Source organism: Porphyromonas vaginalis (genome assembly GCF_958301595.1).
GTDB lineage: Bacteria > Bacteroidota > Bacteroidia > Bacteroidales > Porphyromonadaceae > Porphyromonas > Porphyromonas vaginalis.
In genome coordinates this window covers 1,435,181-1,462,140 of sequence record NZ_CATQJU010000001.1, presented here as the reverse complement: position 1 = coordinate 1,462,140, position 26,960 = coordinate 1,435,181, and the positions used below count along the sequence as shown (strand labels likewise).

General features: G+C 54.4%; 16 protein-coding genes. 10 read left to right on the top strand and 6 right to left on the bottom strand.

Features of this window, described 5'->3' with window-relative positions; genetic code table 11:
• Nucleotides 1-42: 42 nt before the first annotated feature.
• Genes Q2J34_RS05745 through Q2J34_RS05730 form a run of 4 tightly spaced genes read left to right on the top strand, consistent with a single transcriptional unit; the run spans nt 43 to nt 7,162 of the window.
• The gene (locus Q2J34_RS05745) at nt 43-1,299 is read left to right on the top strand and encodes a glycosyltransferase family 4 protein (RefSeq protein WP_300969524.1); all 1,257 of its coding nucleotides are present in this window, start codon (nt 43-45) and stop codon (nt 1,297-1,299) included.
• 33 nt (nt 1,300-1,332) lie between these two features.
• Nucleotides 1,333-2,589, top strand: a complete 1,257-nt coding sequence (locus Q2J34_RS05740) for a glycoside hydrolase family 57 protein (RefSeq protein ID WP_300969523.1) — start codon at nt 1,333-1,335, stop codon at nt 2,587-2,589.
• A 27-nt stretch (nt 2,590-2,616) separates the two neighbouring features.
• Complete coding sequence (locus Q2J34_RS05735; RefSeq protein ID WP_300969522.1) at nt 2,617-4,731, top strand: M3 family metallopeptidase; 2,115 nt, start codon at nt 2,617-2,619, stop codon at nt 4,729-4,731.
• 16 nt (nt 4,732-4,747) lie between these two features.
• Nucleotides 4,748-7,162 carry a lamin tail domain-containing protein gene (locus tag Q2J34_RS05730; RefSeq protein ID WP_300969521.1) on the top strand — a complete coding sequence of 805 codons (2,415 nt, stop codon included), beginning with the start codon at nt 4,748-4,750 and terminating at the stop codon, nt 7,160-7,162.
• Between the two features lie 250 nt (nt 7,163-7,412).
• On the opposite strand, the gene holA is transcribed toward Q2J34_RS05730, so the two are convergent.
• From holA to Q2J34_RS05715, 3 genes are all read right to left on the bottom strand, one after another.
• On the bottom strand, nt 7,413-8,462 hold the full coding sequence (gene holA, locus Q2J34_RS05725) for a DNA polymerase III subunit delta (RefSeq protein WP_300969520.1): 1,050 nt from the start codon (nt 8,460-8,462) through the stop codon (nt 7,413-7,415).
• A gap of 330 nt (nt 8,463-8,792) precedes the next feature.
• The gene (locus Q2J34_RS05720) at nt 8,793-14,102 is read right to left on the bottom strand and encodes a DUF4011 domain-containing protein (protein WP_300969519.1); all 5,310 of its coding nucleotides are present in this window, start codon (nt 14,100-14,102) and stop codon (nt 8,793-8,795) included.
• 23 nt (nt 14,103-14,125) lie between these two features.
• Nucleotides 14,126-14,902, bottom strand: coding sequence for an AMP nucleosidase (locus tag Q2J34_RS05715; protein WP_027451210.1), 777 nt, complete (start codon nt 14,900-14,902; stop codon nt 14,126-14,128).
• 54 nt (nt 14,903-14,956) lie between these two features.
• Between Q2J34_RS05715 and Q2J34_RS05710 the strand changes: the two genes are divergently transcribed.
• Genes Q2J34_RS05710 through Q2J34_RS05700 form a run of 3 tightly spaced genes read left to right on the top strand, consistent with a single transcriptional unit; the run spans nt 14,957 to nt 17,762 of the window.
• Entirely contained in the window at nt 14,957-15,433 is a 477-nt protein-coding gene (locus Q2J34_RS05710) for a type I restriction enzyme HsdR N-terminal domain-containing protein (protein ID WP_300969518.1), read from the top strand.
• 20 nt (nt 15,434-15,453) lie between these two features.
• Complete coding sequence (locus tag Q2J34_RS05705; RefSeq protein WP_300969517.1) at nt 15,454-16,404, top strand: ABC transporter ATP-binding protein; 951 nt, start codon at nt 15,454-15,456, stop codon at nt 16,402-16,404.
• A gap of 14 nt (nt 16,405-16,418) precedes the next feature.
• On the top strand, nt 16,419-17,762 hold the full coding sequence (locus Q2J34_RS05700) for an ABC transporter permease (RefSeq protein WP_300969516.1): 1,344 nt from the start codon (nt 16,419-16,421) through the stop codon (nt 17,760-17,762).
• 438 nt (nt 17,763-18,200) lie between these two features.
• On the opposite strand, the gene Q2J34_RS05695 is transcribed toward Q2J34_RS05700, so the two are convergent.
• Genes Q2J34_RS05695 through Q2J34_RS05685 form a run of 3 tightly spaced genes read right to left on the bottom strand, consistent with a single transcriptional unit; the run spans nt 18,201 to nt 22,688 of the window.
• Entirely contained in the window at nt 18,201-19,598 is a 1,398-nt protein-coding gene (locus Q2J34_RS05695) for a fimbrillin family protein (protein WP_300969515.1), read from the bottom strand.
• 34 nt (nt 19,599-19,632) lie between these two features.
• Nucleotides 19,633-21,096, bottom strand: a complete 1,464-nt coding sequence (locus tag Q2J34_RS05690) for a fimbrillin family protein (RefSeq protein WP_300969514.1) — start codon at nt 21,094-21,096, stop codon at nt 19,633-19,635.
• Between the two features lie 20 nt (nt 21,097-21,116).
• Nucleotides 21,117-22,688 carry a DNA/RNA non-specific endonuclease gene (locus tag Q2J34_RS05685; RefSeq protein ID WP_300969513.1) on the bottom strand — a complete coding sequence of 524 codons (1,572 nt, stop codon included), beginning with the start codon at nt 22,686-22,688 and terminating at the stop codon, nt 21,117-21,119.
• Nucleotides 22,689-23,223: 535 nt separating this feature from the next.
• On the opposite strand from Q2J34_RS05685, the gene Q2J34_RS05680 reads away from it, so the two are divergent.
• From Q2J34_RS05680 to Q2J34_RS05670, 3 genes are all read left to right on the top strand, one after another.
• Nucleotides 23,224-23,922 (top strand): hypothetical protein, encoded by a 699-nt coding sequence (locus tag Q2J34_RS05680; RefSeq protein WP_300969512.1) that lies wholly within the window; start codon nt 23,224-23,226, stop codon nt 23,920-23,922.
• Nucleotides 23,923-24,143: 221 nt separating this feature from the next.
• A complete protein-coding gene (locus Q2J34_RS05675) occupies nt 24,144-24,521 on the top strand; it encodes a hypothetical protein (protein ID WP_298888150.1) in 378 nt (125 codons plus the stop codon).
• Between the two features lie 256 nt (nt 24,522-24,777).
• Complete coding sequence (locus tag Q2J34_RS05670; protein ID WP_300969511.1) at nt 24,778-26,955, top strand: TonB-dependent receptor; 2,178 nt, start codon at nt 24,778-24,780, stop codon at nt 26,953-26,955.
• Nucleotides 26,956-26,960 lie beyond the last annotated feature (5 nt).

Here is a 26,960-nt window from a genome sequence, read left to right as displayed (position 1 = left end):
TCTTAACGCGACAAGTGAGACCTATGAAGATGTTCTTGTAAGATGAGAGTATTGATGTACGGGTGGGAGTTTCCCCCACACATTTCGGGAGGGCTAGGCACAGCTAGCTACGGCTTGACCAATGGTATGGCCGAGCAGAGCGATATGGATATAACCTTTGTCGTGCCTAAGCTGTATGGCGATGAGGACACTTCGCACATTACGCTGGTTGGCGCCGACCGCACGCCGATCGTTTACCATGATCATAGTGCCGAGTATCTGCGCTCACGGCTACACAATGAGGCGGAGGTGAACTACTACCAGGCTGCGAGAGAGCACATTTACGATGACTTTCGCTATCGCTGCCCCAACGACTTGGGCTGTCTGGAGTTTAGCGGAGCTTATCCAGACAACCTGCTGGAGGAGATCAACAACTACTCGATCGTGGCGGGCGTCATAGCGCGGACGGTGCCGTGCGACATCATTCACTCGCACGACTGGCTCACCTACCCTGCGGGGATTCATACGAAGATGGTTACGGGAAAGCCGCTGGTGATCCATGTGCATGCGACCGACTTCGACCGCAGTCGTGGCAATGTCAATCCGCAGGTCTATGCGATCGAGCGACAAGGGATGGACTACGCAGACGCTATCGTCTGTGTGAGCAACCTGACCCGACGAACCGTCATCGACAAGTATGGTCAGAGCCCCGACAAGGTCTTTACCGTCCACAACGCTGTCGAGCCGCTTAGTCCTGAGCTATTAGCTTTGCCCAATAAGCAACATACGGGCGACAAGGTGATTACCTTCCTAGGGCGTATTACGATGCAAAAAGGACCTGAGTACTTCGTCGAGGCAGCTCACAAGGTGCTACAGCATACCGACGGCATTCGCTTTGTGATGGCGGGCAATGGCGATATGATGGACAAGATGATTGACCTCGTGGCTCGCAAGCGTATAGCCGACCGCTTTCACTTCACGGGCTTCCTACGGGGGCGGCAGGTCTATGAGATGCTTCGCTCGAGCGATGTCTACGTGATGCCCTCTGTGTCGGAGCCTTTTGGCATCTCACCGCTAGAGGCTATGCAGTGTGGCGTGCCGAGCATTATCTCCAAGCAGAGTGGTTGCGCCGAGATCCTGCGCTACGCGATCAAGACTGACTACTGGGACGTGGACGCTATGGCCGACGCTATGCACGCTCTCGTCTCCTATCCGACGCTCCACGAGCATCTCAAGCAAAAGGGTATCGAGGAAGTCAACAATATCGTCTGGAGCAAAGCTGGACTGCGCCTCAGAGCTATCTATGACCGACTTGTATAACCCCCCTTTGACAAACGACTTCTCCACCTTCCTATGATACAGATTATACTTCACTTCTACCTACACCAACCATTTAGGCTCAAGAGCTACCCCTTCTTCAATATCGGTAGCGACCACTACTATTACGACGACTTTGCCAATGAGGAGATACTGCGTCAAGTGGTAGACCGCTCCTATAGACCTGCCCTCGAACTGATCGAGCAATTGATCGAGGCGCATCCCGACTTTAGAGTTGCGCTCACGCTCTCTGGCTCGGTGCTCACGCAGATGGAGCTACACACGCCAGACATGATTCAGCTGCTCAAGCGACTGGTCAAGAGCGGGCGTATCGAGATACTCGGCGAGCCGATCTCGCACGGGCTCTGCGGGCTGTACGATGAGGAGGAGTATGCGAACCAACTGCGCATGTACCGCACCCGTATCAGTTCGCTCCTTGGGGTCGCTCCCGTGACGCTCTCCAATCCAGAGCTGATCTACAGCGACCGCATCGCACAGATAGCCCACAGCCAAGGGTACAAAGCAATCGTCACCGAGGGCGCCAAGCACCTCCTAGCGTGGAAGAGTCCTAACTACCTGTACAACGCTACGACCGAGGGAGTATCTCTCCTGATGCGTCACGCAGAGCTCTCCGATGCGATCGCTCACGACTTCGCACGGTACGACAGTCCGCTCTACCCCTACACGACGGAGCGGTTTTTTGCTACGCTGGAGGCTGAGCAAGGCGACTATGCTTTGGTCTCTCTGCCTCTAGAGACACTCGGATCTGTATGGAGCCGTGAGACTGGCATCTTCGAGTTCCTCCGCGCTCTTCCCGAGCAGGGTTCTAAGCATGGCTTCACCTTTACCACGCCTCAAGAGATTGCCACGCACTGCACCCCGCAAGACACAATACAAGCGACTTATCCGGTGAGCCGTATGGGCGAGGAGCGAGACACTTCGCTATGGACAGGCAATGAGCTACAGCAATGTGTCATACAGAAACTCGAGGAGTGGGGCGAGCGCATCCGTCTCTCACGAGACCAGCGACTCCTGGAGGACTGGATCAATTTGCAGGGCTCCGACCACCTTTTCTACATGACCACTAAGTTGGGCGGTCCAGGCGCATTCTCGCCCTACGAGACGCCTTACGCTGCTTTTACCAACTATATGAACGTCCTGAGCGACTTCCTCCTCCGTGTCTCTGCCGAGTACCCCACCTCTATGGGCAATGAGGAGCTCAGCGCGCTCCTGCAGACCATCGAAAACCAAAACAAGAAGATAGCTCAGCTGGAAGCTCAGTTGGCTAAATAAACCGAACCAATCCGACTCCTTATATATATGACTGCAACCACGCCTCAGGCGACAGCACTGCTAAGCAAACTCTTTACCGCTCCCGAGACTCCGTATGGGAGCTTCCCCTTTGATCAGTTCTTCGACCTCTCCTCCGCTACTGCCATAGCGCAGACGATGGAGACCTTCCGCACGGCTATGCAGGAGGCGATCACGCTACATCGTGCGGAGATAGATGCGATCACGGCACAGCGTGAGCCAGCCACCTTTGATAATACGATTCGTCGCTTCGAGGAGAGTGGAGAGGCACTGGAGGCGGTCACGGCAGCATTCTACAATCTGCTCTCCGCTTACTCTTGCCCCGAGATGATGCAGCTCTCGGAGACCTTCTCCGATTGGCTCAGCAAGCTGTCGACAGACACCCTTCTCAACGAGGCGCTCTTTGCCCGCATTCGCTCCGTCTATGAGCAGCGCGAGGAGCTGCACCTAGACGAGATCGACCTGCGCCTCCTGACCGAGAGCTACGAGGGCTTTGCGGACAATGGTGCTCTGCTCGTTGGTGCCGAGCGGGAGCGTTTTAGAGAGATCAATGAGCAGCTCAGTCAGTTGACCACACGCTTTGCGCAAAACAAACTTTGCGACGAGGAGTCCTGGACGCTCTTTGTGCCTGCTGACGAAAGCGACCGACTACGTGGCTTGCCTCAGCAGATCCTAGACGATGCTCAGGAGAAGGCACGCACAGCCTCCGAGGCGCATGGCGAGGGCTATCTCTTTGACCTGTCGGCTCCGCATGTGGGTGCCATCATGAAGCATTGTGCCGACAGAGAGCTGCGCTACAAGATGTACTTAGGTCGGGGCAGCGTGGGCAATCGTGACAATGAGCAAAACAACCGGCAGATCGTTCGTCAGATAGCTACACTCCGTGGCGAGCTGGCACGACTACTCGGACATCCCAACTATGCGACCTACCGCCTCAAGCATCGTATGTGCAACAGCCCTGAGCAAGTAGATCAGCTCCTCGACGACCTGACGAAGTATTACCGACAGACCGCTCTCGATGAGCTAGACGAGCTAGATCGTGAGGCGGGCTTCGAGCTAGAGTCGTGGGACCTCTCCTATTATATGGAGCGGCACAGCGAGCAAACCTTTGGGGTCAAGGAGGAGGAGCTACGTCCCTACTTCCCGCTCTCACAGGTCATCTCGGGCGTCTTCGCTATTGCCACACGGCTCTACGGCATCACCTTCGCACCCGCCGAGGAGGTCGCCGTCTATCATCCCGACGTGCGTCCCTACCAAGTGCTAGACAGCGATGGAGCGCATCTCGGACTGCTCTACCTAGACTTCTTCCCCCGCAAGGGCAAGCGCAGTGGTGCCTGGATGAACAATCTACGGGAGTGGACGCCCACGCAGCGACCCCACATCCTCCTCGTGATGAACTTCACCCCGCCGACGGCTGGCAAGGAAGCCATGCTCACGCTCTCGGAGGTGCACACGCTCCTTCACGAGTTCGGCCACTCGCTCCACGACTTGCTCACACAGACACGCTACAGCTCTATGTCGGGAACCAATGTAGAGCGTGACTTTGTGGAGCTACCGAGCCAGTTTATGGAAAACTATCTCCTCCAGCCCGAGGTGGTCACCGAACTGCTCTCCAGGCACTACCAGACAGGCGAACCGCTCCCCGCTAAGCTCCTCAACAAAGCAATCCAAGCGACTCAATACCCCGTCGGTTACAGCACCATCCGACAGGTTATCTTTGGCAAACTGGATATGGCTTACCACACTTTAGCCGAGGGTGAGAGCCTGCCCGACGACCTCTACACCTACGAGCGGGAGACCCTCCGAGGCACCACCCTGCGCGACAGGGAGCGTGATCCGCAGCATCCGAAGCACATCGTCGCCACCGCCTTCAGTCACATCTTCGCGGGAGGTTACGCCGCAGGCTACTACGGATATAAGTGGAGCGAGATGCTCGCCACAGACGCTTTCGAGCGATTTAGCGAGGAGGGCATCTTCTCTCCGACGGTCGCTGCCGACTTCCGACATCAGATCTTGGAGCGGGGTGACGAGCTTGACCCGATGGAGCTTTATGTACGCTTCAGAGGGCGCAAACCAACACTCACCGCAATGCTCAAGCGTGACGGCATTACACCAGCTAACTAGCTAAGAGAGAGAAGCTATGCGCCTTCGCTGGATCTGGTTTGCACTCATCTTAGGATTGCTCAGCAGTTGGTCCGCCGTGGGGCAGTGGCAGGCGCACTTTGCCGACAGCGTCACGCTCTCGCCCTCCGTATGGCGGGGGACGCTCGACAAGTTTCGCTGCGATCCGATCAGAGGGCTACAACTCAACGACGGCAAGCCTAGTAGCACGACCAACTACGCCTACATCAAGGCAAGAGTGCCTCTCAGCAAGCAGATGACCTGGCAGGGCAAGTTGCACCTTGACTACACCCCGACCAAGGGCAACAATGTCAAGCTCCTCCTCTACTGCTACGAGGCTCTAGCTGACGGCACCTTCAACTATGTGGTGCTCAAGATGGACAACAAACAGGCTCTCTTCCTAGCAGAGAGCAATGTCGCTCTAGAAGGTAATGGGCGCATCAGGCAAATCTCGCTTCACAAGCTAATCGAGTACCCTTACTTTGACGAGATCCACGAAGATGGAGGGGTCGTTGACTTTGTCATCCAGTATGATCCGACAGCTGAGGCGCGCTGGTCGATGTGGGTGCGACACCGTGCGACCGACCTCTACAAGTATGTGGGCAGTGCAGGCAGCACGCCCGCTGCGCCCAGCAGCTACAAGAGCACCTCATTCCTCTTCGCTTGCGAATACAGCAAGTCTCGGTCGAAGCACAGTTCGCTAGAGTTCCTCGACGTTTACCCCGCACTACGCTCTCCTGAGGAGTTGACTCGTGAGCGCAATGTGATCCCAGCGAGCCAGTTTTACCAAGAGTTTCGTCAGAGAGATCCGCACACGGTCGAGATGCTCTGCGCCGAGCCGGCCGACCTCTCGGAGGCGATCATCGCAGTGGCTCCCTCGTGGGGCAAGCTCGCCACCACGACCGAGGGCAAAAGCATCTATATAAGGAGTGAGGCTGCAATCCCAGAGGGTGAATATGCGCTCTCCTTCCGCGGGGTACGGACCGCCAGCGCCAAGCGTGTCGAGAATGCGATCTACAGGATAGCCGTCGAGTATGACCAGCCACAGCCTCGTCCAGATAGCTTGGCACTCACCTTTAGCGAGTTTATGGCCAACCCGCTCTCGGGTGCCTCTGAGTATATTGAGCTGCACAACCCCACCGGTCAAGTGCTCGATGCTAGTGGTTACTCGATCGGGGTGTGGCGACAGGGCAAGGTGACCACCTGGTACCCGCTGAGCAATCGTCCCTGTCCAATTCCAGCGGGAGGATATCATGCCTTCACCACTTCGGTAGAGGGCATCACCGCCTTCTATGAGGCGCCGCGAGATAGTCTGACTCAGAGCAAGACGCTGCCACAGCTTGCCAACAAGGGCTTCACCATCGAGCTGCTCCGCCATGCCGACTCAACGGTTGTGGAGACCTTTCGCTACGATCCGGGGCTCCTGGGTAAACTTCGCAGTCAGCATGGCGTAGCCCTCGAGCGATACTTCTCCCCCACGGGCGACAAGAGCCACGAGTATTGGGGCGCAGCCACCCCACAGGCGAACTTCGCTACCCCAGGGCAGCGCAACAGCATACAGCCTGCAGGCGGTTCTCCCAGTGACACGACCCACCGCGCAGCGCCCCTACCGCTCTACATCACCGAGATCATGGCGCGTCCTACGGTCGACGGCTCCGAGTACATCGAGCTCTACAACCCCAACGACACCACGGTCAATACGGACCAGCTCGGACTGGTCATCGTGCGGTCTGGGCACCCCTCCAAGGTCTACCCGCTCCCGCCCCACCCCACGGGCGGCATCCCCCCACGGGGCTACCTCGCGCTCACACCCAGCACGCATCCGCTCGAGCGTCTCTACTACGCCAAGCCCGACAGCTTGCTCCTCTTCCCCGAGATGCCTCAGCTCCCAGATAGCGAGTGCGCGATACGGCTCGTGCACTTGGCAAACGACAGCATCGTCGAGGAGGTTTACTACGACATCAAGACCTTTCCCAAGGCTCTGCAAAAGGTCAAAGGGGTAGCCCAGGAGCGCATCATCCCAGACAAGCAACCACAAGACTTGAGCAACTGGACGGCTGCTGAGGCGTGGGCTAACTACGGCACGCCGGGGCGGCAAAACAGTGTCTACGGACGCACCGCCGCCTCTGACGAAAGTATCGATCTACCGAAACGACGCAAGCGCCTATCACTACCGCAGCTGGCCCGACTGGTACTCCAAGAGATCTCAGACGGTGAGACCCGCTGCACAGCCACGCTATACGCCGTGGCGGGCTATCGGCTAGCGCAGTATGACCACGCCAGCACCGAGACCCTCTGCCGAGCCATCGTAGAGCGGCAAAGCCTCGCCGAGCTCTTGCCCGCGACACTCACTACACGCGCCATCCTCCTCGTGGAGCTACGCCACCCCGACCGCAAGCGCGCCTACCCGCTCGTCAGCATCATCGCCAACTAAACACACGCTCCTATCGTACTGTCTCCGTAGCAGATACGAGTTCCAAAACTGGTTCCCCTTTTGGAACTTTTTAGTTCCAACGGAGGAACTTTTCGGTTCCAACGTAGGAACTGGACGTTTCCAGCGTTGGAAAAGAAAATTTCCTCCGTTGGAAAAGAAAGTTTCCAAGGGAGGAAAATAAAATTTCCAGCGTTGGAAATTTATTTTTCCAAGGCTGGAAAGTTTTTGGAAAACTACGAAGAGTCTTCGTTTAGTACTTCAGCGCAAAGATCTGCGTCAGGAGGTCTAGATAGATGGTGCGTGCCGAGGCATTGACCCCGTGGGCACCCTTGGCGTCACCGTCGGCACGTCGTATAGCGGAGATGATGTTGAGCGTCTGCTGCTTAGAGTAGAGGCGCATGGCCGACTGGTACATGCGTGCCATCGACTCATACTTCAGGTTGAGTGCCTCCTGTATGTTTTTCTGACTATTGGACGGCAGGTAGTGCGCTACCATCAGATTGGCAAAGAAGCCGTAGAGCGAAGCGACGATCTGCGGTACGGGGTATCTCTTTTCGTCCTCCGCCATGGCGAGTGCTATCTGCAGAGCCTCATCGTCCTTGCGTCGCTGCACCGCATTGAGCAAGTCGTAAGGACCGTACTTGCGCGACTTGCTCACCACCTGCTGCACCATGGCACGTGAGATGAGTCCGCCGGCACCCTTGGCGGGTATGGAGAGCTTTTGCAGCTCCGAGTAGAGCGTCTCTAGGTCGTATCCGACCCGCTCGATCAGCGTCGAGATCGCTTGCGGAGCCAGCTGCAAGCCTAGCCCCTCAGCCATCCGGATCATCGCCTCTCTCAGTTCGTTGTCACGCCTGACGGGTGTCGACTCGATGAGCGCAACCTGCGACTTGAGTGCCTGCGCATTCTTCTTAGCAGCTGCGGGGAGCGCATCGTGGTATAATATAAGGAGTGTGGTGCCCTCGGCAAAGGTGGTCGCATCGCGTATCAGCTCAGCAATGCCGTACGGCTTCTTGAGTACGGAGCTCTTCTTAAGATCCTGCGCATCACGCAAGACGATCAGACGCTTCGGTGCAAACATCGAGAAGGTCTGTGCCTGCTGAAGCACCTCGGGAGCTGTCGTCTCGGAGCCGAAGTAGACGACCAGCTGGGTCGTGCGCTCCTCCTGAGGAATGTAGTTCTCGACGACAAGCTCCTCTAGGCGATTGATATAGTAGCTCTCCTCCCCGTAGCCAAGCACGAGAGGCGGGAGCGGTTGACCCGACCGGATCTGGTCACTAATCTGTACAAGTTCAGTCATAGCTGCATCTTCCTATCGATTGAAGACGATACCAACGTCGTACCGTCTCCGCTTTGCGTTGCACAGCAAAGGTAGTGAATTGGTCTGAGCCACGGGATTGGCTCTTCTTACTTGAGACTGTTGCAAAAGTCAACAGTCTCACAATCTTGCTTGCAAGATTGTCCTGACTTTGCAGAAAGGATGAAGCGCAAGGCGCTGAGGGTGAGGTCTGAAGGGAGCATACCTCCGTATGTGACCAAAGCCGAACCCCGAAAGCAACACAGCGATTCGCCTTTATGCAACAGTCTCTACTTGAATATCCATAACACGAGCCACTCGCTAGTCCAGCCTTCACTTGAGGCGAAGGTTAGAACCGACCGCCTCAACGGTGCCAGCCTCTATCATCGCGGCCAAGGCATCTGAAAAAGCCGCATCGACGTTGCTGCCCCTGCGATTGAAGCCTAGCTTGCGAGCCGCTAGGAGCGTCAAGCTATCCTGGCTCAGAGCTACTTGCTCTCTGAGAGTCTCGCTGAGTGCGTTTATCAGCTCCACACGAGGTATGTTCGCCACCTCTCTTCCAGAGTCTGTACGATAGGTGTGGTAGTCGCTACTATCCTCCTTGCTGAGCCATATAGCTTCGCTTTCGTCTTGATAGAAGGGAGTGAGTAGCTCCTTGACAGTAGCCTGCAAGGTCGGGGTGACACGCCCCACAGCTGTGAGGGTAGCGACTCTCTTGCAGAGGAGTGCGAAGGTGATCGGCTGCTCGGTGGCGATAATACTTCGAACGAGCTGAGCCATATCACGCATAGAGCCCCTTGCCGTGGCTTCTGCTATGGAGTAGCTCCGATACTGCTGCCCTTGCGTTGTCTCCTCGACGAGTTGCTCCTGAGAAATGTCAAAGTGCGCCTTGGGAGTAGCCTTGACCTCTACGGGTGCGGAGAGTGCCGTAGCGAGACGCTCCTCTATTCGACTCAGTACACGTTCCTTATTATTGAACCAGTCGACGCTCCACACCCTCATGACCTGCCACTGGAGGGCAGATAGCACGGAGGGTTGCCCTACCTCTCGATCTCTGGTGGTGGGCGTTTTGTTATAGCTCTCCCCATCGAGAAGTATGCCGAGACGATAGACCTCGGGGTCTTGCGGGTCACAGATAGCGACTTTTACTCTAAAGCTAGAGCGCCCCACATTCGTCTTGACCTGATGTCCTCTGGCGGCTAGCTCGGCAGCGATTTGATCAGCCAGCAGTGTGTCGCTGCTCTCCACCTGTGTCTGCGAGTAGGTGGGCAGGGACTGAGTCTCAGCATATAGGAGGAAGTCCTTGAGACCTTTTACACCCAGCGCCTTGGATCGGCGTAGGTCAATGTCTGCAGAGCGAAGCGTAGAGAAGATGTACATCTCTTGTCTTGCACGGCTCACGGCGACATTGAGTCTTCGCTCACCGCCCGCATTGTTTAGCGGACCAAAGTTCATCGACACCTTGCCCTCCTTGTCGGGTCCGTAACCTATGGAAAAGAGGATGATATCTCGCTCATCACCCTGGACGTTCTCCAGGTTTTTGACAAAGATCGGCTCAGGCATCTGGTCAACGATCTCTTGTAGCGCTGGCTCACGATCTAGCTGTGCCTGTAGCATATCCTCTATGAGTCCTTGCTGAGCTACACTAAAGGATATCACGCCTATACTCTTCGTCCGCAGCTCTGGATCTCGCAGTCTGCGTATCACCTCTCGTATGATGGCTTCTGCCTCTGCGGCATTGGTGCGTCGGCCACCCTTGTCGTAGTAGCCCTCTATGGGTACGTGATAGACTTTTGTATTCTGGTCATCTACTGAGGGGAAGGTGATGAGCGACCCATCGTAGTACTCACTATTAGAGAAGGCTATCAAGCTCTCGTGCCTAGAGCGGTAGTGCCAAGACAGCTGGAGGGCGGGTATCTCTAGCGTGCGACAATCCTCGAGGATGCTCTCCATGTCGTCTATATAAGCTTCCTCAACATCTACATTGGAGGTGGCGAAAAAGCTCGTCGGTGGCATCTGCTTAGGGTCGCCCACGACGATGAGTGCTTTACCTCGAGCTATAGCCCCCACCGCCTCACTGGTAGGCATCTGAGACGCCTCGTCGAAGATGACTAGGTCAAACTGTTCCTGCGTCATGTCTGTATACTGCGCCACACTCATGGGGCTCATAAGCATACAGGGGCAAAGCCTCGGGAGTAGCGTGGGTATCTGTGCGAAGAGTTCGCGCAGAGAGACGCCTCGTCCGCCATTACTAATGTTGCGATTGAGTAGACCGATCTCACTGCCAGATACCACATCATCGGTCATCCGTGGAATGCCTGCAGCTAGTCGTGCATACAGCTCCTTTTGGGTCAGCAGCTGGAACTCTTGGATCATCGTCCGGTAAGACTGTATCACCTGATCGAAGATCATCCCCTCAAAGGTGGCCAGCACCTCAGAGCGTCTGATACGCTCCTCCGCCTTGTACTTGAAGAGAGCCTTCATAAAGGACTCTTTGATCTGAGCGGGCTGATGCTCCTCCTGGTACATGGTTCTTACGACACAGCCGAGACCATGAGACTCCAGTTCATCGGCGTACTCAGACCAGTGTAGCCAGTCTCGCATCTTGTCTGAGTGGGTGCTCCAGCGGTCTAGCTGATCGATAGACTCCTCTATCGTAGCGGCCTCTGGCATCGTATCTTCTGAAGTCTCTAGCCCGAAGTGGCGGGATAAGATAGTCCTTAGCTGTTCGATCTCCTCGTGCCTCTTGTGGTAAAGGGTTAGGTCATCGATCAACTTGTCTACCTCAGGCTCGGTGATGAATGCGTTGAACTGCTTGAGTCGCTTCATGAAGCTGCGCTTGGCAAAAAAGCGCGGAATGAACCACTTAGCCTTTGCCACACGCCACTCCGTACGGAGCTGCTCTACGTCTTGTGCTAGGATCTCTGGCGCATTGTCCCTCACTATTTGCTCTTGCTGCTCCTTCGTCTGCTGGAGATCCTCACGATGCGTGAGTGCTTGCCTCAGAGTCTCTTGGCTACGACGCATCTCCTCCACGACCCCTGAGCTATCTGTCAGCATGGTTCGGTCTAGTCTGAGCCCCTTCAGGGGGTGGATCGCAGGCTGTCCGACCAACTTCACGACAGTCTCTAGCCGTGCGCCTAGTAGCTCCTCGACCCCTCTGACGCCTTCCGTCATCAGGAGCTGATCCAGCGGCTCTTCAAAGGTGAAGCTTGCCAAAGGCTCTACCTCTAAGCTCTCATAGTGTAGGATATACTCGTATAGAGAGAGCTTGTCCTGAGGATCTTTGTCGTGCAGCGCATTCATATAGTCTATGAGCTGCTTGCGCATCTCAAAGATCTTGTCTGCCTGCGCCTGAAAGCCCTCAGGTGGTAGGATGTGCGCTACTTTTAGTGCCTCTTCGAGCTGGGTGAGGACATGCCTTTTGGTCGCTTTATTGGAGTGTAGCTCTAGGCAAAACGGTCCTAGTCCTATCTTCTCTAGTCTACTCTGCACGACATCTAGTGCGGCCATCTTTTGTGCTACGAAGAGCACCCTCTTGCCCTGATAGAGCGCATTGGCTATTAGGTTGGTGATCGTCTGCGACTTGCCTGTGCCTGGAGGACCATAGAGGACGAAGGAGTGTCCCTTGCCCCCCTCTATGATGGCGGCTATCTGCGATGAGTCAGCTGTCAGTGGTAGAGCTAGTCCTGCGGGCGAGGTCTCTTTGTCTAGTTGCCTTAGATCTGCGGTACTCTCTTCGGGATGCCAAGTGAGCTTGCCCTCTACGAGACTATTTAGGATATCATGCTCTCGGAGCGTCTCATGATTAGCATGGATATCATTCCACATGAGGTACTTGCTAAAGGAGAATATACCCAAGAGGCACTCCTCCTCTACGTCCCATCTCTTCTGCTCCTTGAGCGCATCACGTATTGTGGCAAATATGAGCGACACATCGACACCACTCTCATCTCTAGGCAGCGGGTCTAGACCTCCGATGGAGATGTCATAGTTTTGTCTTAGAAACTCTATCAGCGTGACGTTGAGGAGTATCTCCTCGTCTCTAGTCCTGACGCAGTACTTACCTCTCTTGTAGACCATCTCCACAGGCAGGAGCAGTATCGGGGCATAGCGCGCTGTCTCGCTCCGCTCAGTCTCAAACCATCGGAGCGTGCCGATGGCCAGGTAGAGAGAGTTAGCGCCCGTCTCTTCAATAGAGCTGCGCGCCACCTTGTAGATGTTCTTAAGGATGTCATTGGTCTCAGCTTCTGTCTTGTAGGTGTGCAGGGTACAATGAGCTATATCATTGCGAATCAGTGCCTCCAGTTGCGGATAAAGCTTAGAGCGGACGATCTGCTCTGAAGAGTCAAAGGAGAGATCTACGTTTGGCTTACAAGCAACGGTGTACTCCTTACCATCCTGTAGATAGTCCTCGATGCTTGCCACATCAAAGGATATGAACTGTATACCTCTGCGACGTAGGTTGGTATTGAGGAGCGAGTTGCGTAGAGAGAAGTCGAGCAACTTGCGCTCCCAGATGTCAAACTTCGTCAGCTCCTTCTTACTATCCGCTATATGAGTCAGATCGTAGCGATCATGCTCTACGACATTGATGACACACTCCTCATGCGCTACGCCTGCGGCGGCAACGGCGTAGTTGCCCTCAGCTAGAGCCTTCGAGGGCAGAGGACGTATGCCCTCGAGTCTACACCGCTTGACATCGATGAAGATGTCAAAGAGTGCGTGATCTGCTAGGTTGAGCTCTGCAATCTGGATCGCTTGCTCGAAGGAAGTCTGCTCGCTGGTCAGCTTCGTACACTCTAGCACCAGCATCTCGCTGATACCTTGCGAACACTTCTTCTCTATAAAGGAGGCGTCGTCAGAGACCCCTACGAGGGCGCAGTCATCCACAAGCCATACGCCCAGATAGGCATGCCCTTTTTGTAGGATCACGACGCTATTCAGGCCGATGCTCTCGAGTACGCTAGCCATCAGCAGCGTCAGCTCGATACAGTTACCTATCTTGGTCGCTAAGACATGATCAGGCATGGTGATGCGTTGCCCTATGACCTCATAGCTTGCAGGTATAGCGCGATAGACGATCCCCTCCTGATGAAGGGTCGCAAAGAGCGCAGCCACTTGTAGACGCACCTCGTTGGGATTGCCTGACTGGTACTCAGTTAGCGCGGAGGAGCCTGTCATACGCTTGAGCATTGCGGCCACTTTGAGCGTTAGCGCCGTGATAGCGGGGTGATTTGGCGTGATGAAGGAGACCAGCGTCTGTGGCAAAATCACCGACCCCAGCCAGTGGTCATACGGCATCATCTCTAGCGAAAAAGTCTCCTGCCCCACACGCTCGCCCTGGCTTGTCACCGTAATCGTAAAGCTCGTAACTATGCGCTCAGTGAGCGCAGCCAGCTTAGCACCATCAGGTACAATCTCAAAGGGCACTACACGTACCGTCTCGTCAGGACTAACCTGCAAGATCTCTGTACTCTCATACGGAGTCACATACTCCCCCTCGCATAGTACCTGCACATCCTCCAGTGGGGCCTCAGAGGTATTGACGATGTCGACCGACTGGCAAATGGGGATCTTGTTGTGACACAAGGCATAGTTGACGACTTTCAGGTACTCGACATTGATCTTGACGCTCTTCATTTTCTCTCTACTATAATAATTTACTACCAGTCAAAGACGATGCTCTTCATCTCCTCGGGAGATTGGCGGAGGCTCTCGACAGTGCGGATGCCGAGCTGGAGATGCTGCTCGGCGAAGTGTGCCGTCACGTAGCTATCGCTCTCGTCGCTCTTGACGCCCTCGGGTGTCATCGGCATATCGCTCACCATCAGGAGAGCACCCGTCGGGATGCGATTCGCATAGCCCACGGTAAAGAGCGTAGCCGTCTCCATATCGATGGCGTCCGCATGGGTCGTGCGCAGGTACTCCTTGAAGCGCTCGTCATGCTCCCAGAGCCGTCTATTCGTCGTGTAGACCGTCCCTGGCGCATAGGATATGCCCGCCTCGAGGAGCGCATTGCTACAAGCTTTGAGCACATTAAAGGAAGGGAGCGACGGCACCTCACGAGGCATATAGTCATCGCTCGTACCCTCGCCACGTATCGCTGCAATCGGGAGGACGTAGTCCCCCAGCGTCAGTTGCGACTTGAGCCCGCCACACTTACCGAGGAAAACCACTGCCCGGGGCTCAATGGCCGAGAGCAGATCCATGATCGTCGCCGCATTCGGACTCCCCATGCCAATGTGTATCATCGTCATCTCCGCATTGCCACAGTTTGGCATCGAGGCGCTCTCGCCTAGGATCGGCTCGCCGATCTTCTTGGCAAAAGCTTGCAGGTAGCTCGTGAAGTTGGTCAGGAGTATGTGTGGCGCAAACTCCGAGAGGCTTCGTGTGGTGTACCTCGTTAACCAATTGGTAGCAATCTCTTTCTTTGTTTTCATTGGTGGAAATGGTAACTTTGCACCGTCTAATAGCAGTAGTGCGAAGCAAAGTTAATGAAACCCCTCCACTTACCCTCCTACCCTGCTCTCATTGAGGAGCAGTCAGGGCGTTCGGTCATATATGACGTCTATCGTCAGAGTATGGTCGCGCTAACCCCTGAGGAGTGGGTGCGCCAGCACTTCCTGCACTATCTCACGGATCATCTAGGCTACCCGCGCCTCTCCATACAGGTGGAGAGCCTCGTCGCCAGCTCCATACGTCAAGACCGCTTTGATGCAATGATCTACGGTCCTGGCGGACGAGTCCTCGCTCTCATCGAGTGCAAGGCGCCCGAGGTGCCCCTCTCACAGGAGACGGTCAATCAGATCTCGCGCTACAATGCGCACTACCACGCCCCCCTCCTGATGATGACCAACGGGCTCACCCACCTCGTCCTGCAGATAGACTACGCCACAGCCACGGCAAAACCGCTCGCCGAGATACCCTCCTACCAGCGAGCCATCGACATACTCCAAACCTCTAATCTCTAAAGTCTAATCTCTAACCTCTTATGTCCTACTTACTAGAAGCTGAGCATATCGTCAAGCGATACAAGAACCACCTCGCCCTCGACGATGTCTCCATACAAGTCCAGCCCAATAGCGTATTCGGCCTCCTCGGTCCCAATGGAGCTGGCAAGAGTACCCTCATCAAGATCATCAACAAAATCCTCCTCGCCGACAGCGGTACCGTACTGCTCAACGGCCAGGAGATGACCTACGAAGATATACGCCATATCGGCTACCTGCCCGAGGAGCGTGGACTCTATAAGAAGATGAAGGTCGGTGACCAAGCCATCTACCTGGCTCGTCTGCACGGACTCTCCCGACAGGAGGCGCAGCAGGAGCTGAAGCACTGGTTTGAGAAGTTTGACATCATGCCTTGGTGGCACCGTAAGGTCGAGGAGCTATCTAAGGGTATGCAGCAGAAGGTCCAGTTCATCTGCACCGTCATTCATCGTCCCAAGCTACTCATCTTCGACGAGCCCTTTAGCGGTTTCGACCCAGTCAATGCGGAGATCCTCAAGCGTGAGATCCTAGAGCTACGAGACAACGGCTGTGCCGTCATCTTCTCCACGCACAACATGCAGTCTGTCGAGGAGATCTGCGACGACATCGCACTCATCAACCAGAGCAAGGTAGTGCTCCGTGGCAACGTAACCGAGGTCAAGCGAAGCCACTTCGAGGGTATCGCTTCGCTACTCATAGCAGGCGAGGGGTATCGTCCCAACTGGGTCGAGCCCCTGACCGAGCAGCAGATCGAGCTACTCGAGATCAAGCGTGAGGGACACGATATGCGCGTCCGCCTCAAAGACCCGCAGCAGCGTGACGTACGCGCCCTCGCGGGATTAGTCCCCACCGACCTGCACCTCCTAGAGGTTGCACAGGAGATACCCTCCATGCAGGAGATATTTATCCGCACCACCACGGCTCAAGCTCAGCCCGCTACGACCACCCTTTAACTAGACCCACTCTTATGAACAAGAAATCACCCTCCAAGCTCTCCATACTTATCGAGCGAGAATACATGGTGCGTGTCAAGAAGAAGTCCTTCATCGTCACCACCCTCCTCGTCCCGATTATCCTGTTTGCGATCTTCTTTATCGTCATCTACATCAGTATGAGTTCGCTCAGTGACGAGCGTGTTGCCGTCATTGACGAGACGGGACTCTATAGCGACGTACTAGTCGATGACGAATACTACACCTTCGTCCCAAGCTCCGAGCCACTTGAGGCTTATACCGACAAGGCAAAGCTCGAGGAAGAGGGAATCACAGCGGTCCTCTATATAAAAGACACGCTGATGAACAATCCCAACGGCTGGAGCCTCTACTCCTACAAGAAGCTCCCCAGTGGCATCGTCAGCTACATCGAAGATGCTTTTACCGAGCGGCTCAAGGAGCAACGCATCGCTCAATATGATATAGAGGGTCTCCCCGAAATCATCGACGATGTGGAGACGACCATCTCCGTACCCACCTATCAGTGGGATGCCAAGGGCGAGGAAGCTAAGTCTAGCGGTTCGCTAGCTGGAGTGATCGGCTTGGTACTTTCTGTGATCATCCTCAGCTTCATGTCCAACTATGCGGGGCAGGTGATGAGTAGCGTCTTAGAGGAAAAGAAGAACCGCATCATAGAGGTCATCGTCAGCACCGTACGACCTATCGATATGATGATCTCAAAGATTATTGGTGCGTTCCTCGTTGGACTGACACAGGTTGCTATATGGCTGATCTTCGGAGGGATTATCTTTGTCGTCGGCTCACTAGTCGCCGTGGGCGGCGTCTACGACCTCTCGGCACTCTCGCAGCTAGACCCCGCACAGATGGGTGGGCTCGCTGGCGGTATGAGTACGGACTCCGTTGCCGAGATGCAGTCTAGTCTAGAGGTGCTACAGAGTATCAACTTCGTACAGCTCATCATCATGCTCCTTGTTTACTTCATCGGAGGTTACCTCCTCTACGCTTCGCTCTTTGCAGCGATCGGGTCGAGTGTCTCGAGCGACGAAGATGCCAGCCAGTTTATGATGCCGTTTCTCCTCGTCATGATGCTTGGCTTCTACATCGCTATGGGTAGCATGGACAATCCTGATGGCACGATGGCCTTCTGGGGCAGTATCATTCCCTTCTCCTCGCCCTTCGTGATGATGGTTCGACTACCCTATGGGGTCGCCATGTGGGAGCTCATCCTCAGCATCGTGCTCCTCTACCTCACCGCCTTTGGGATCGTCTGGCTAGCCGCACGTATCTACCGTGTCGGCATCCTCTTCACGGGCAAGAAACCCTCTCTGCGCGACCTCTGGAGCTGGATACGCATCTAGTGGTTAGTGGCTAGTAGTTAGTGGCTAGTAGTTAGTGAAAGCCACACAGCCCCAGCGACTTATCGCAACAGCCCCCTCACTGCTCAGCAGGTGAGGGGGCTGTTTCTTTCTCCTCCGTCGTAGCACGGCTAGACGAGTAGCGATCTGTGTTCCCCGTGACGTGTAACCCTTTGTAGGGACGCACGGTCGTGCGTCCGTTGCATCACAGCGAGACGAGTAGCGATTTGGGGGATCTAGGGCTAAACGAACAGTTTACTACCTATGAAACTAGAGTTTCATACCCATGGCACTGAGGTCTAACGGACTTTTAGCCCTTTGTCGGGAGGTATGGGATAAAATGAACGTAGGGACACACAGCGCAATGCCGTACGTCCCTACGTTATTCGTTAGTGAGCTTGCCTCTCGTGCTAGGCGACGGAGGCTCGCTGGTGTGACTGACTACTCGATCGTGATGTCATCGATGTAGAGGTCCCAAGCAACTTCCTTGCCGACCTTGAGTGAAAACAAGTTACCAGAGGTGGATAGCGTGAGACCCGTTATGTCAAGCGTAACCTTAACCCAATCGTTGGCAGTAATGCTACCTGCATATTGATTGTTTGCAGCTACAGACACGTTGACATCAGCATTGTTGACATCTCCTACATTAAAGGCCTTATAGTTTCTACCGTCTGTGTAGACATTGCAGGAGAGGCTCTTACCAGCAGCCGTACCCTTGATGTAAAATGAAATCTTGGTCTTGCCAGAAAAGTCTTTACCTGCTTTGTTCTCAGCGGTAAAGATATAGTCATTGCCTGAAGGCGTATTCTTGATGTGGAGTGCTGTACTACCATTGCGACCAGCGCCAGCAGCTTCAGTAGCATAGGCCTGTAGACCAAAGCGACTGTTTAGCGTACCCTTGAAGGCAGCGAAGTCCTCGAAGTCAGCACCAGGGAAGAGGAGCTCACCGGTAGTGGGCTGTGGCGTAGGAGGAGGTGTTACGCCACCCGTGTTGTCGGGAACAACGGTTACGTTGCCACCATCTACGACGTCCCAGTTAGAGATCTGACCATTGACCTGATCTACTGTGATGGCTCCAGATGCGAGGGTGACGTTGAACTTATGGTTCTTGCCAGACTGTAGAGCAAGGTTAGCAAAGGTGTAGCTGTAGCTCTTGCCATCGCTCAGCTTGATGACTAGCTTAGCATTAGCATTGGTAGCAGGGATGACGATCGTGGGAGCGAAGGCACCATTCTTGAGCTGTAGCTTTTGCGTAGCTGTTGTCGTGCCGTTGGTGAGCGTACCATCAGCGATCTTCATCGAGCTGGTGGTGACGATGCCCTCTAGCTGAGCTGAGGCGATAGTCGTACCAGCGGGTAGACCAGTCATGGTGAAGCTCACGAGAGCTAGCTTGTGCGTAAACTGCAGTACGTGGTTAGCTCCATTAGCAGCCTTAGCGGTCTTGATGCCCGTCAGGTTATTGGAGTAGAGGACATCGGTCTGAGCGTTGGTTAGGTCGATAGCTAGATCGGTCGTAGCATTAGCGCTGTAAGGATAGTAGCTGACGAAGTTGACCGTCTGCCCCTCGGCAAAGGTTAGTCCAGTAGCGGCAGGTGCAAAGGTTGCGGTAGCACCTCCTGCGGTGGTCTTGTACTCCACGTTGGTAGCGGTAGCGTCACCAGTCATAGAGATACCGATGGCATCGTTTGCCTCGAAGGCATTGTTTGCCATACGGAGGTTGAGCGCTGGGATGTTTGACCCAAACTGCATCGCCTCCTGCTGGAGTGCTGCATCCTTGCAGTCCTTGTTACAGGCCGTGAGTGCGAGTAGTGCGAGTGCACCGACAAGTAGTTTCTTCATGTCTTGTAGTATTTAAGTGATTATTGATTGTTTGCTATTTAACAGTTAGAGCCTCGACTTGATAAGTCGTGGAGTGGAGAGGCTCCTGAGAAGCCTCGTAGAGGAGGGCTATGTAGCCAGCCTCAGCAGAGCCTGCGATAGCGTAGCTCTTCGTGTAGTGCTGATTGCCATAGCCATCTGGGGCTGTGGTGTCATTGATGACCTCTAGGGTCTTGACGAGTGCTCCATCCTTGTCTAGTTGCTGGACAGTGAGGGTAGCACCGTTGGTGTGTCCTGAGCTGTAAGTTAGCTCTACCATATAGCTAGAGCCAGCTGTCATCTGCAGACGAGGCGTGATGAGGACACACTTATTTACTGGATCGGCAGACTTATAGGCACTGGCCTGAGCATAGTGTACGTCGCCGTAAGAGCGCTTCTGGAAGTCACGCGAACCGACGAGTGCTTTGTTGAGCCAGCCTGGGAGTGCAAAGGGATCGTGGTCCTTACCCCCCTTGGCGAAGTCATCATTGAGCGGTAGTGCGCGAGCTACCTGTGTGAGGTCTACATTATAAATATTCTCACCAGCTGGCTTAGGTTCTGGCGTGGGAGTGGGCGTTTCGGTCGGCGTGGCAACGATATTGGAAATGGTGCCATCGTCCTCCCAGTCTATGATTTGTCCATTGACAAGGTCTATGGAGATCTTGTCCTGACCGTCGAGAGTGATGTTGTAGTAGTAGATCTTGTTGCTGATGATGTCTAGCTGCTTGATCTCCGTGGTGTAGGTGCGCCCATTGCTGAGCGTGAGCTGTAGCTGTGCGTCCACAATATCCTTAGGGAGGATGAGGGACGAGGCAGAGTGCTTGTCAGCACCAACGGTGAGCGGGAGCGTCTCCTTCGAACTATACGGCGTGCGCAGCTCGCCCGTGAGGACGTCAAAGTCCCCCTCGACGACCATGCCTTGTAGCTGCATCGACTGCAGCGTCACACCCGCGGGAAGTCCCTGGATGGTGAAGACGATGCGTGAGAGGACGTGCCCGAAGAGGAGCGTGTACTCCTTCTTCTCGACACGAGGCGCTACCTCACGGTGATGAGCCCAGAGGAGATCAAGCGGCTCCTTGATCAGATCTAGGTGTATGATCCCCTTCTGAACGGCTGTGCGGTAAGGAGCGTAAGCGTAGAAGTCTAGCTCCTTGACAGTGCTGGGGTAGATGCGGTCAGACGTGGTCGTGGGGTGAAAGATGGCTATCTCTCCCCCAGGGATGGCGTGGTAGTGCAGATTGTTGCGTTCCTCCGCTCCACGTGCATAGACACCGATCTGATCGCTCACGTCAAAGCGCTCGTCCGTGGCGCGTACCTCCTTGCCGCCGAGACGTATGTTGCTCTTGAAGACTATGTAGTCCTTAGCTTGCGCACCGTCTGCATCGGGGCAAGTGGAGCAGCGAGACTGCTCCTTGGTACAAGAGGTAGCGAGGAGTAGCGTCGTGAGTAGTATAGAGATTGTCGTTAGTAGCTTATTCATAATAGTAGGTCGGCTGCGGATTAGTTATCAAGTACGTTGACATCGTTGAGCGCAGGGAAGAAGTCAAAGCCAGTCTTCGCCTCCATCTCACTGAGCGTCTTCTTGTATTTGTCAGGTTTTCCTGAGAAGCCCTCGTGTGGTATGCACCACGCCTTGGAGTGCCAGCGCTCCTGCTTGTCGCGCCATACGACTACCTTATAGAAGTAGTCAGGTACTGGGCAAGCCACATTACTTCGATCCCGAGTGTACTTATAGTTCGTATCGTCAAAGCCTACGCCCGTCACTACATAGAGCGTGTCGACACTGTTAGCAAGATTGCGTACCTGCCCCTCTAGATTACTCCAGATACCCCCATTATGGGTTTGCTTCTGTGGTACCATATTAGAGAAGTAGAATGTGCTAGCGTTATCCGCCCGAGAGGAGAGTCGATCTGCACTGGGAATTTGATGTCCTCGAGAGTAGCCGTCATAAGCCCCCGTCAAGTTTGGTTGATACGCCTTAGAGATGTACGGATCATAGCCCCAAGCATTCATGCGATCAACCTTTTTCTCCATTACATCCTTGTACAGCGGATAAGCCACATAGTGAGCTAGGTGCATCTTCGTATCATATAGTAGGAAGTAGTTGCGTGCCGAGGGATTGCTCGGGAGATTGTGCTGTACCTCCAGCGTATTGGGAAGATTCTTCTTGGCGGGTAGCTCGAAGTATTGGCCAACCTCTGCGACTTTGCCCGTGCCAGTATCCTTGAGCGTGATGGTGTGGGTGCGCTGCTGTCCCATGACAAGGCTCTGCCCCTCACGTAGTGGCCAGGTGTAGGTACGTCCGTTGGGCAGCGTGAAGAGTACCTTCATCTCGCTCGTGGTCGTCTCGATAGGTAGGATCAGTGCGGTGGCCGTAGCGGTAGCACCCAAGACGGTAACAGGCACTGAGATCTCAGCCGTAGAGCTGTCATCGACCTGCCACTGACGACTCAAGAGGTCTAGCGAACCTGTCGTCGGCATACCAACGATGCGCACCTGGACGCCCTCTAGAGAACCACCATCCTCACTGCGCATCTCAAAGCGTAGCGAGGCGAGTGCCTGACGAAAGACTAGTTCCTTTGCGACATCAGGCGCAATAGCTGAGAGATTGTCCGAGATAAGAAGTGGTTTGAGCGAAGCTTGATCAGCGACGCTGTAAGCGATCTTGCCACCCTGCGTCTGAGCATTGTAGGGGTAGTAAGCGAGGATGTCATACTTCATCGAAGAGTCCCACTGCACCTTCTGCTGCTCGTCAGCGGGGTCGAAGGTCGCTAGCCCCCCACCACGAGTGGTCTTGTAGTGCAGGTTGCTATGCTGTAGTTGCTCAGCCGACCAGGTCGTATTCTGCGCTGTGCGACGTACGTAGATACCTATCTGGTCGCCAGCCTCCCAAGCGGTGCCAGCGACACGCAGGTCGTAGTCCTGCTGCGATGCTAGAAATGTCTGGTTGGTCTCACTCTGAGGCTGCTCGGCACCTCTTTGCTGTCCATTGGGCTGGCAAGCAGCTGTCAGGAATAGACCCCAAGAGAGTGCTAGTAGTGTGAAGAGTAGACGATAAGTCTTATTTGTCATAGAACAATTGTTGTGTCAGATTAACTATAATACCTGATGTCATAGCAACAAGTAGCCCATTCAGGATCCTACCAAGACACGGTGCAAAGGTAGATTGGCTCAATTACACTACCGTTACTACGACGTTACAAAGCTACTAAAAAATGAAGTGCTAGCCAATGAGACGCACGTTTCTAACTCCTGGACAGCTTTTTATCAAAAGCTTGACGAGACCAATTCATTGGATAGTTGAATCTACGCGTTTCACAAGCCATTTTGATCTATTTTTTTTCACTACCTTTGCCCGCAGGGCATCGACAAATAAAAACAAACGCAACAAAATAAGCGCATTACGATATCTCTACATTCTACATATCGAAATAATCCTAACACTCAACCCGTTAAACGAAAAGGTTATATGAAGCGAATTATTAGGAATGCTCTTGTAGCCCTATCAGTTGCACTTTTGCTAGCAGTTGGGGTAACTAGTTGCTATATGCCCAAGAGCGAGGTCAGTTGCAACAACTTTGTTTTTGAGACTTTAGCCCCATGCTATTTGTCTGTAAACGAATACCAATCTAGGAGTCGTCTAGACACGCTGACAGAGGCAGAGGCATTGAGACCACGCACCTTCAAGTGTCGGGTAGTGGATGGTAAACTTCGCAATGTCGACTATCTTACCCTCACAGGCGTGAATACAGACAATGGCTGGTTCTTTGGTAAAGAGATCGGGGATACAGCTTATTATCGTCGCATCCCTGTCGTTCATCGTAAAGATCTATATTTTAAGAAGAAGTACACCAAGTATTATATCCCTGATCGTGCTCTCTACTGGGAGTTTCAAGATATTTCTATCGTGAGTGACAATGCCAGCTTTGGTGCAGATTACCCCGTAGGAAGTGACCTGACTCCAATTGTCCTCTTTGGCTTCCCCTCCCTTATGGAGTTCATAGAGAACGGCTATAAGGGCGACTATACCACGGAGCATCTCATACGAGCTAACGACAAGGAGGCCTGGGCTAACCTTAAAGTGTTTGAAACGGGCAAGCCTACACTCATTATTGACCGACTACCAACGGAGGTGATAGGTGGCGGTAAGCCTACGATTACTATCCGTATGAAGTTTATCGATAAGGGAGCTATCCTTAAGAATAAGAATGTTTCCTGGAATAAGTATATGGAGATTCGTGATGATGTTAAACCAAACAAAGAAGTCTTCGACCTGCCAGTCAAGCTACAGCTAGACATTCAGTAGTAGACGCACAGCTCAAAAAGTCGTTCTAAAGAGGGCTGACTTCTCTTTTGGAGGAGTCAGCCCTTGTTCTATTCCTTAATCCAAGTTTCACCGCAGATCTGCTACTAAGGTAGCTAGTGGAGGGCGGAGCCTGTAGGGGCATATACAATTTCAAATTTGAGCTGGGCGATCCACTTGCGGGGAAAAATCTTTTTACTATCTTTGCAGGCAATACAGCATATATGAGAAGACTCACACATATCGATATGCCGACGCGGATGACGGCTTTGCTATTGGGGCTAGTATACGTACTGGCTCTGATGGGACAAGCTATGCACCAGCACGACGCAGGAGCCTTCTCGGTAAGAAGCTATGTAGCCTCTCAGTCTGACACAGACGGTGAGGAGCATCACGAAGCTAGCTCGGAGGTCTATCTGGTCAATAGCGTGACCTGCCCCGTCTGCGAGTTTCATCTCGGCATCACCGACCAGTGTGCCGTAGCACCTTCCTTTGCAGTGGACGAGTGGGATGCTCCCGCTCCTGAGCTGCAACCCGAAGCTGTACACCTAGCCCTGAGAGAGGGCAAAGCTCTAAGAGCCCCACCAGTGAGATACTGCTAGCCACACTCCTATCGACTATGTGGCTTCCAGCGGACTAGCTATACGCTTATACTCCGCTTGCTGTGCTGACCTTGGCAAACAGCCCAAGGTGTGAGTGACCGTGATGTCGCTCTCCTCTTCCCCTAGCATAGCTAGACCATACCTATGTGACGCAATCCTATACGTACGCCTGCTCCTCCGCTGTGTGTGAGCTAAGCTATTGGTATAGTGGTGCGCACGATCTCCTTACATTTCACTGGTTAATAACACTCTTGCGATGTATTGTCGATACATTTGCTATCTACTACTATATCTCATCCCGACGGTGGCTCTAGCTGAGCCGTCCGCCTCGAGACTTGATAGTGTCGCGCTAGAGCCTCACACATTTGACGAGACGCTCCAGACGGTCGAGGTGCGAGCTAATAGCAAGCGGCTCCAGACTATGCGTATCGGTCAGACGATCGAGTGGCTCGACAGCACTTACCTCACGAAGCACTTTACGGGTAACTTTGCAGCGACTCTGAGCACGCTGCCTGGGGTCAATGTGATCACGATCGGCTCTGGCTATGGTAAGCCGGTGATCCGTGGTCTAGGCTTCAACCGCATCGCCTATGTCGATGGTGGACTCAAGCAGGAGGGGCAGCAGTGGGGTGCCGACCATGGGCTGGAGGTGGACGCCTTCGACCAAGACCCTGTACAGGTGATCAAGGGTGCTGGCTCGCTGCTCTACGGCAGTGACGCCCTAGGGGGAGTCATCGTGAGACAGCCGGCTGCGACACCTCACAAGCAAGGCCTCTACGGCTCCTATACCATGATGGGGCAAAGCAGTACCATGGGTGGCGGGGGCAGTCTCATGATGGGCTACCTGTACGGAGCGCACCACATCCGCTTACGTATGAGCGGGCAGTATCACGGGGACCGCAATGTGACGGCAGATAGCATTACCTACCTCACGCGCTGGATACCTATATATAATCGTAGGTTGAAAAACAGTGCCACACAGACCTACGCCTCGCAACTACGCTACGAATGGCTAGGAGAGCAGGTCAAAGCTTCGCTGCAAGCTTCTGTCAATGGAGAGCGCAGTGGCTTCTTCCCAGGAGCGCATGGCGTGCCAGACCTCAAGCGTGTGCTACCTGACAAGAGCCGATACAACATCGAGCTACCTTACAGCACGGTGCGTCAGATCTCTACACAGGGCAGCCTGCAGTGGCGAGTCTCTCCGCAGTGGCAGCTGGTCGGTGAGCTAGGCTGGCAGCAGAACTTGCGCCGTGAGCTTAGTGCCTTCCACACCCACTACGGGACGATGCAGCGACCCGTGCAGGACGCTGACTTAGAGTTTGAGTTTGACCTCAAAACCATCTCAGCACGCTTACAGGCCAGCTACTACGCCCCATGGGGTGGCAAGTGGACGCTAGCCACTGATGGGCAGTACCAGTGGCACAAGCGGAGAGGCTACGGCTTCCTCCTACCAGACTACCAGCGGGCGACGAGTGGCGTGAGCCTGACCTATCAGGGACGCATAGCCCAGGGGCTACACCTCACCAGTGGTCTGCGCTACGATCTAGGATACATAGCGATGAGTCCCTACCACGACCCTTACCTAGCTGACTACCTCCAGGAGCGTGGCGAGTCCTCGGCAACCTTGGCGCAGTACTACTACAGCAGCCAGGAGGGTGAGCGCAGGTGGCACGACCTTTCGGGCAGTGTCGGATTATCTTGGCAGATCAATCGGCATTGGCTCTGGAAGGTTAATCTGGGCAGGAGCTTTCGCCTACCAGGCATCTACGAGCTTGCGGCAAATGGCATCCACCACGGCACCTTCCGCCACGAGGTGGGCGACCCCTCGCTAGGCAGCGAGCAGGGCTGGCTACTAGATAGCGAGGTGGGCTTTCATAATGACCTGTGGAGCTGTACGGTCTCTCCCTTTGTGACCTACTTTACCAACTACATCTACCTGCAGCCCTCGGGTGAGTGGTCTATACTGCCCCACTCGGGACAGATCTACCGCTACCAGTCCACACGGGCGCTCTTCACAGGAGTCGAGCTAGAGGGCACTTGGCATCTGCATCCGCAGTGGGACTACCACCTGCAGGGTGACTACGTCTACACCTACAATGTGGCAGACCGCTTAGCGCTACCCTACTCGCCACCAGCACGCTTGAGCCACGACTTGACCTGGCACCCTAAGCACTGGGCGCTCTCGCTCAAGCATCGCATCATCGCTCCTCAGCATCGCATAGCGCGCAATGAGGCACCTACACCTGGCACAGCGACGCTACTAGACCTAGCTGTGACCTACGACGGACAGCTCAGACAGAGCAACTACCGCATCTCTCTAGCTATCCAAAACATCTTGAACAGCCGCTACTATGACCACATGAGTTACTACAGAAGAGTCAATCTTCCTGAGGCTGGACGAAACCTATTGCTAACAATCAATCTATCATTCTAATCTTC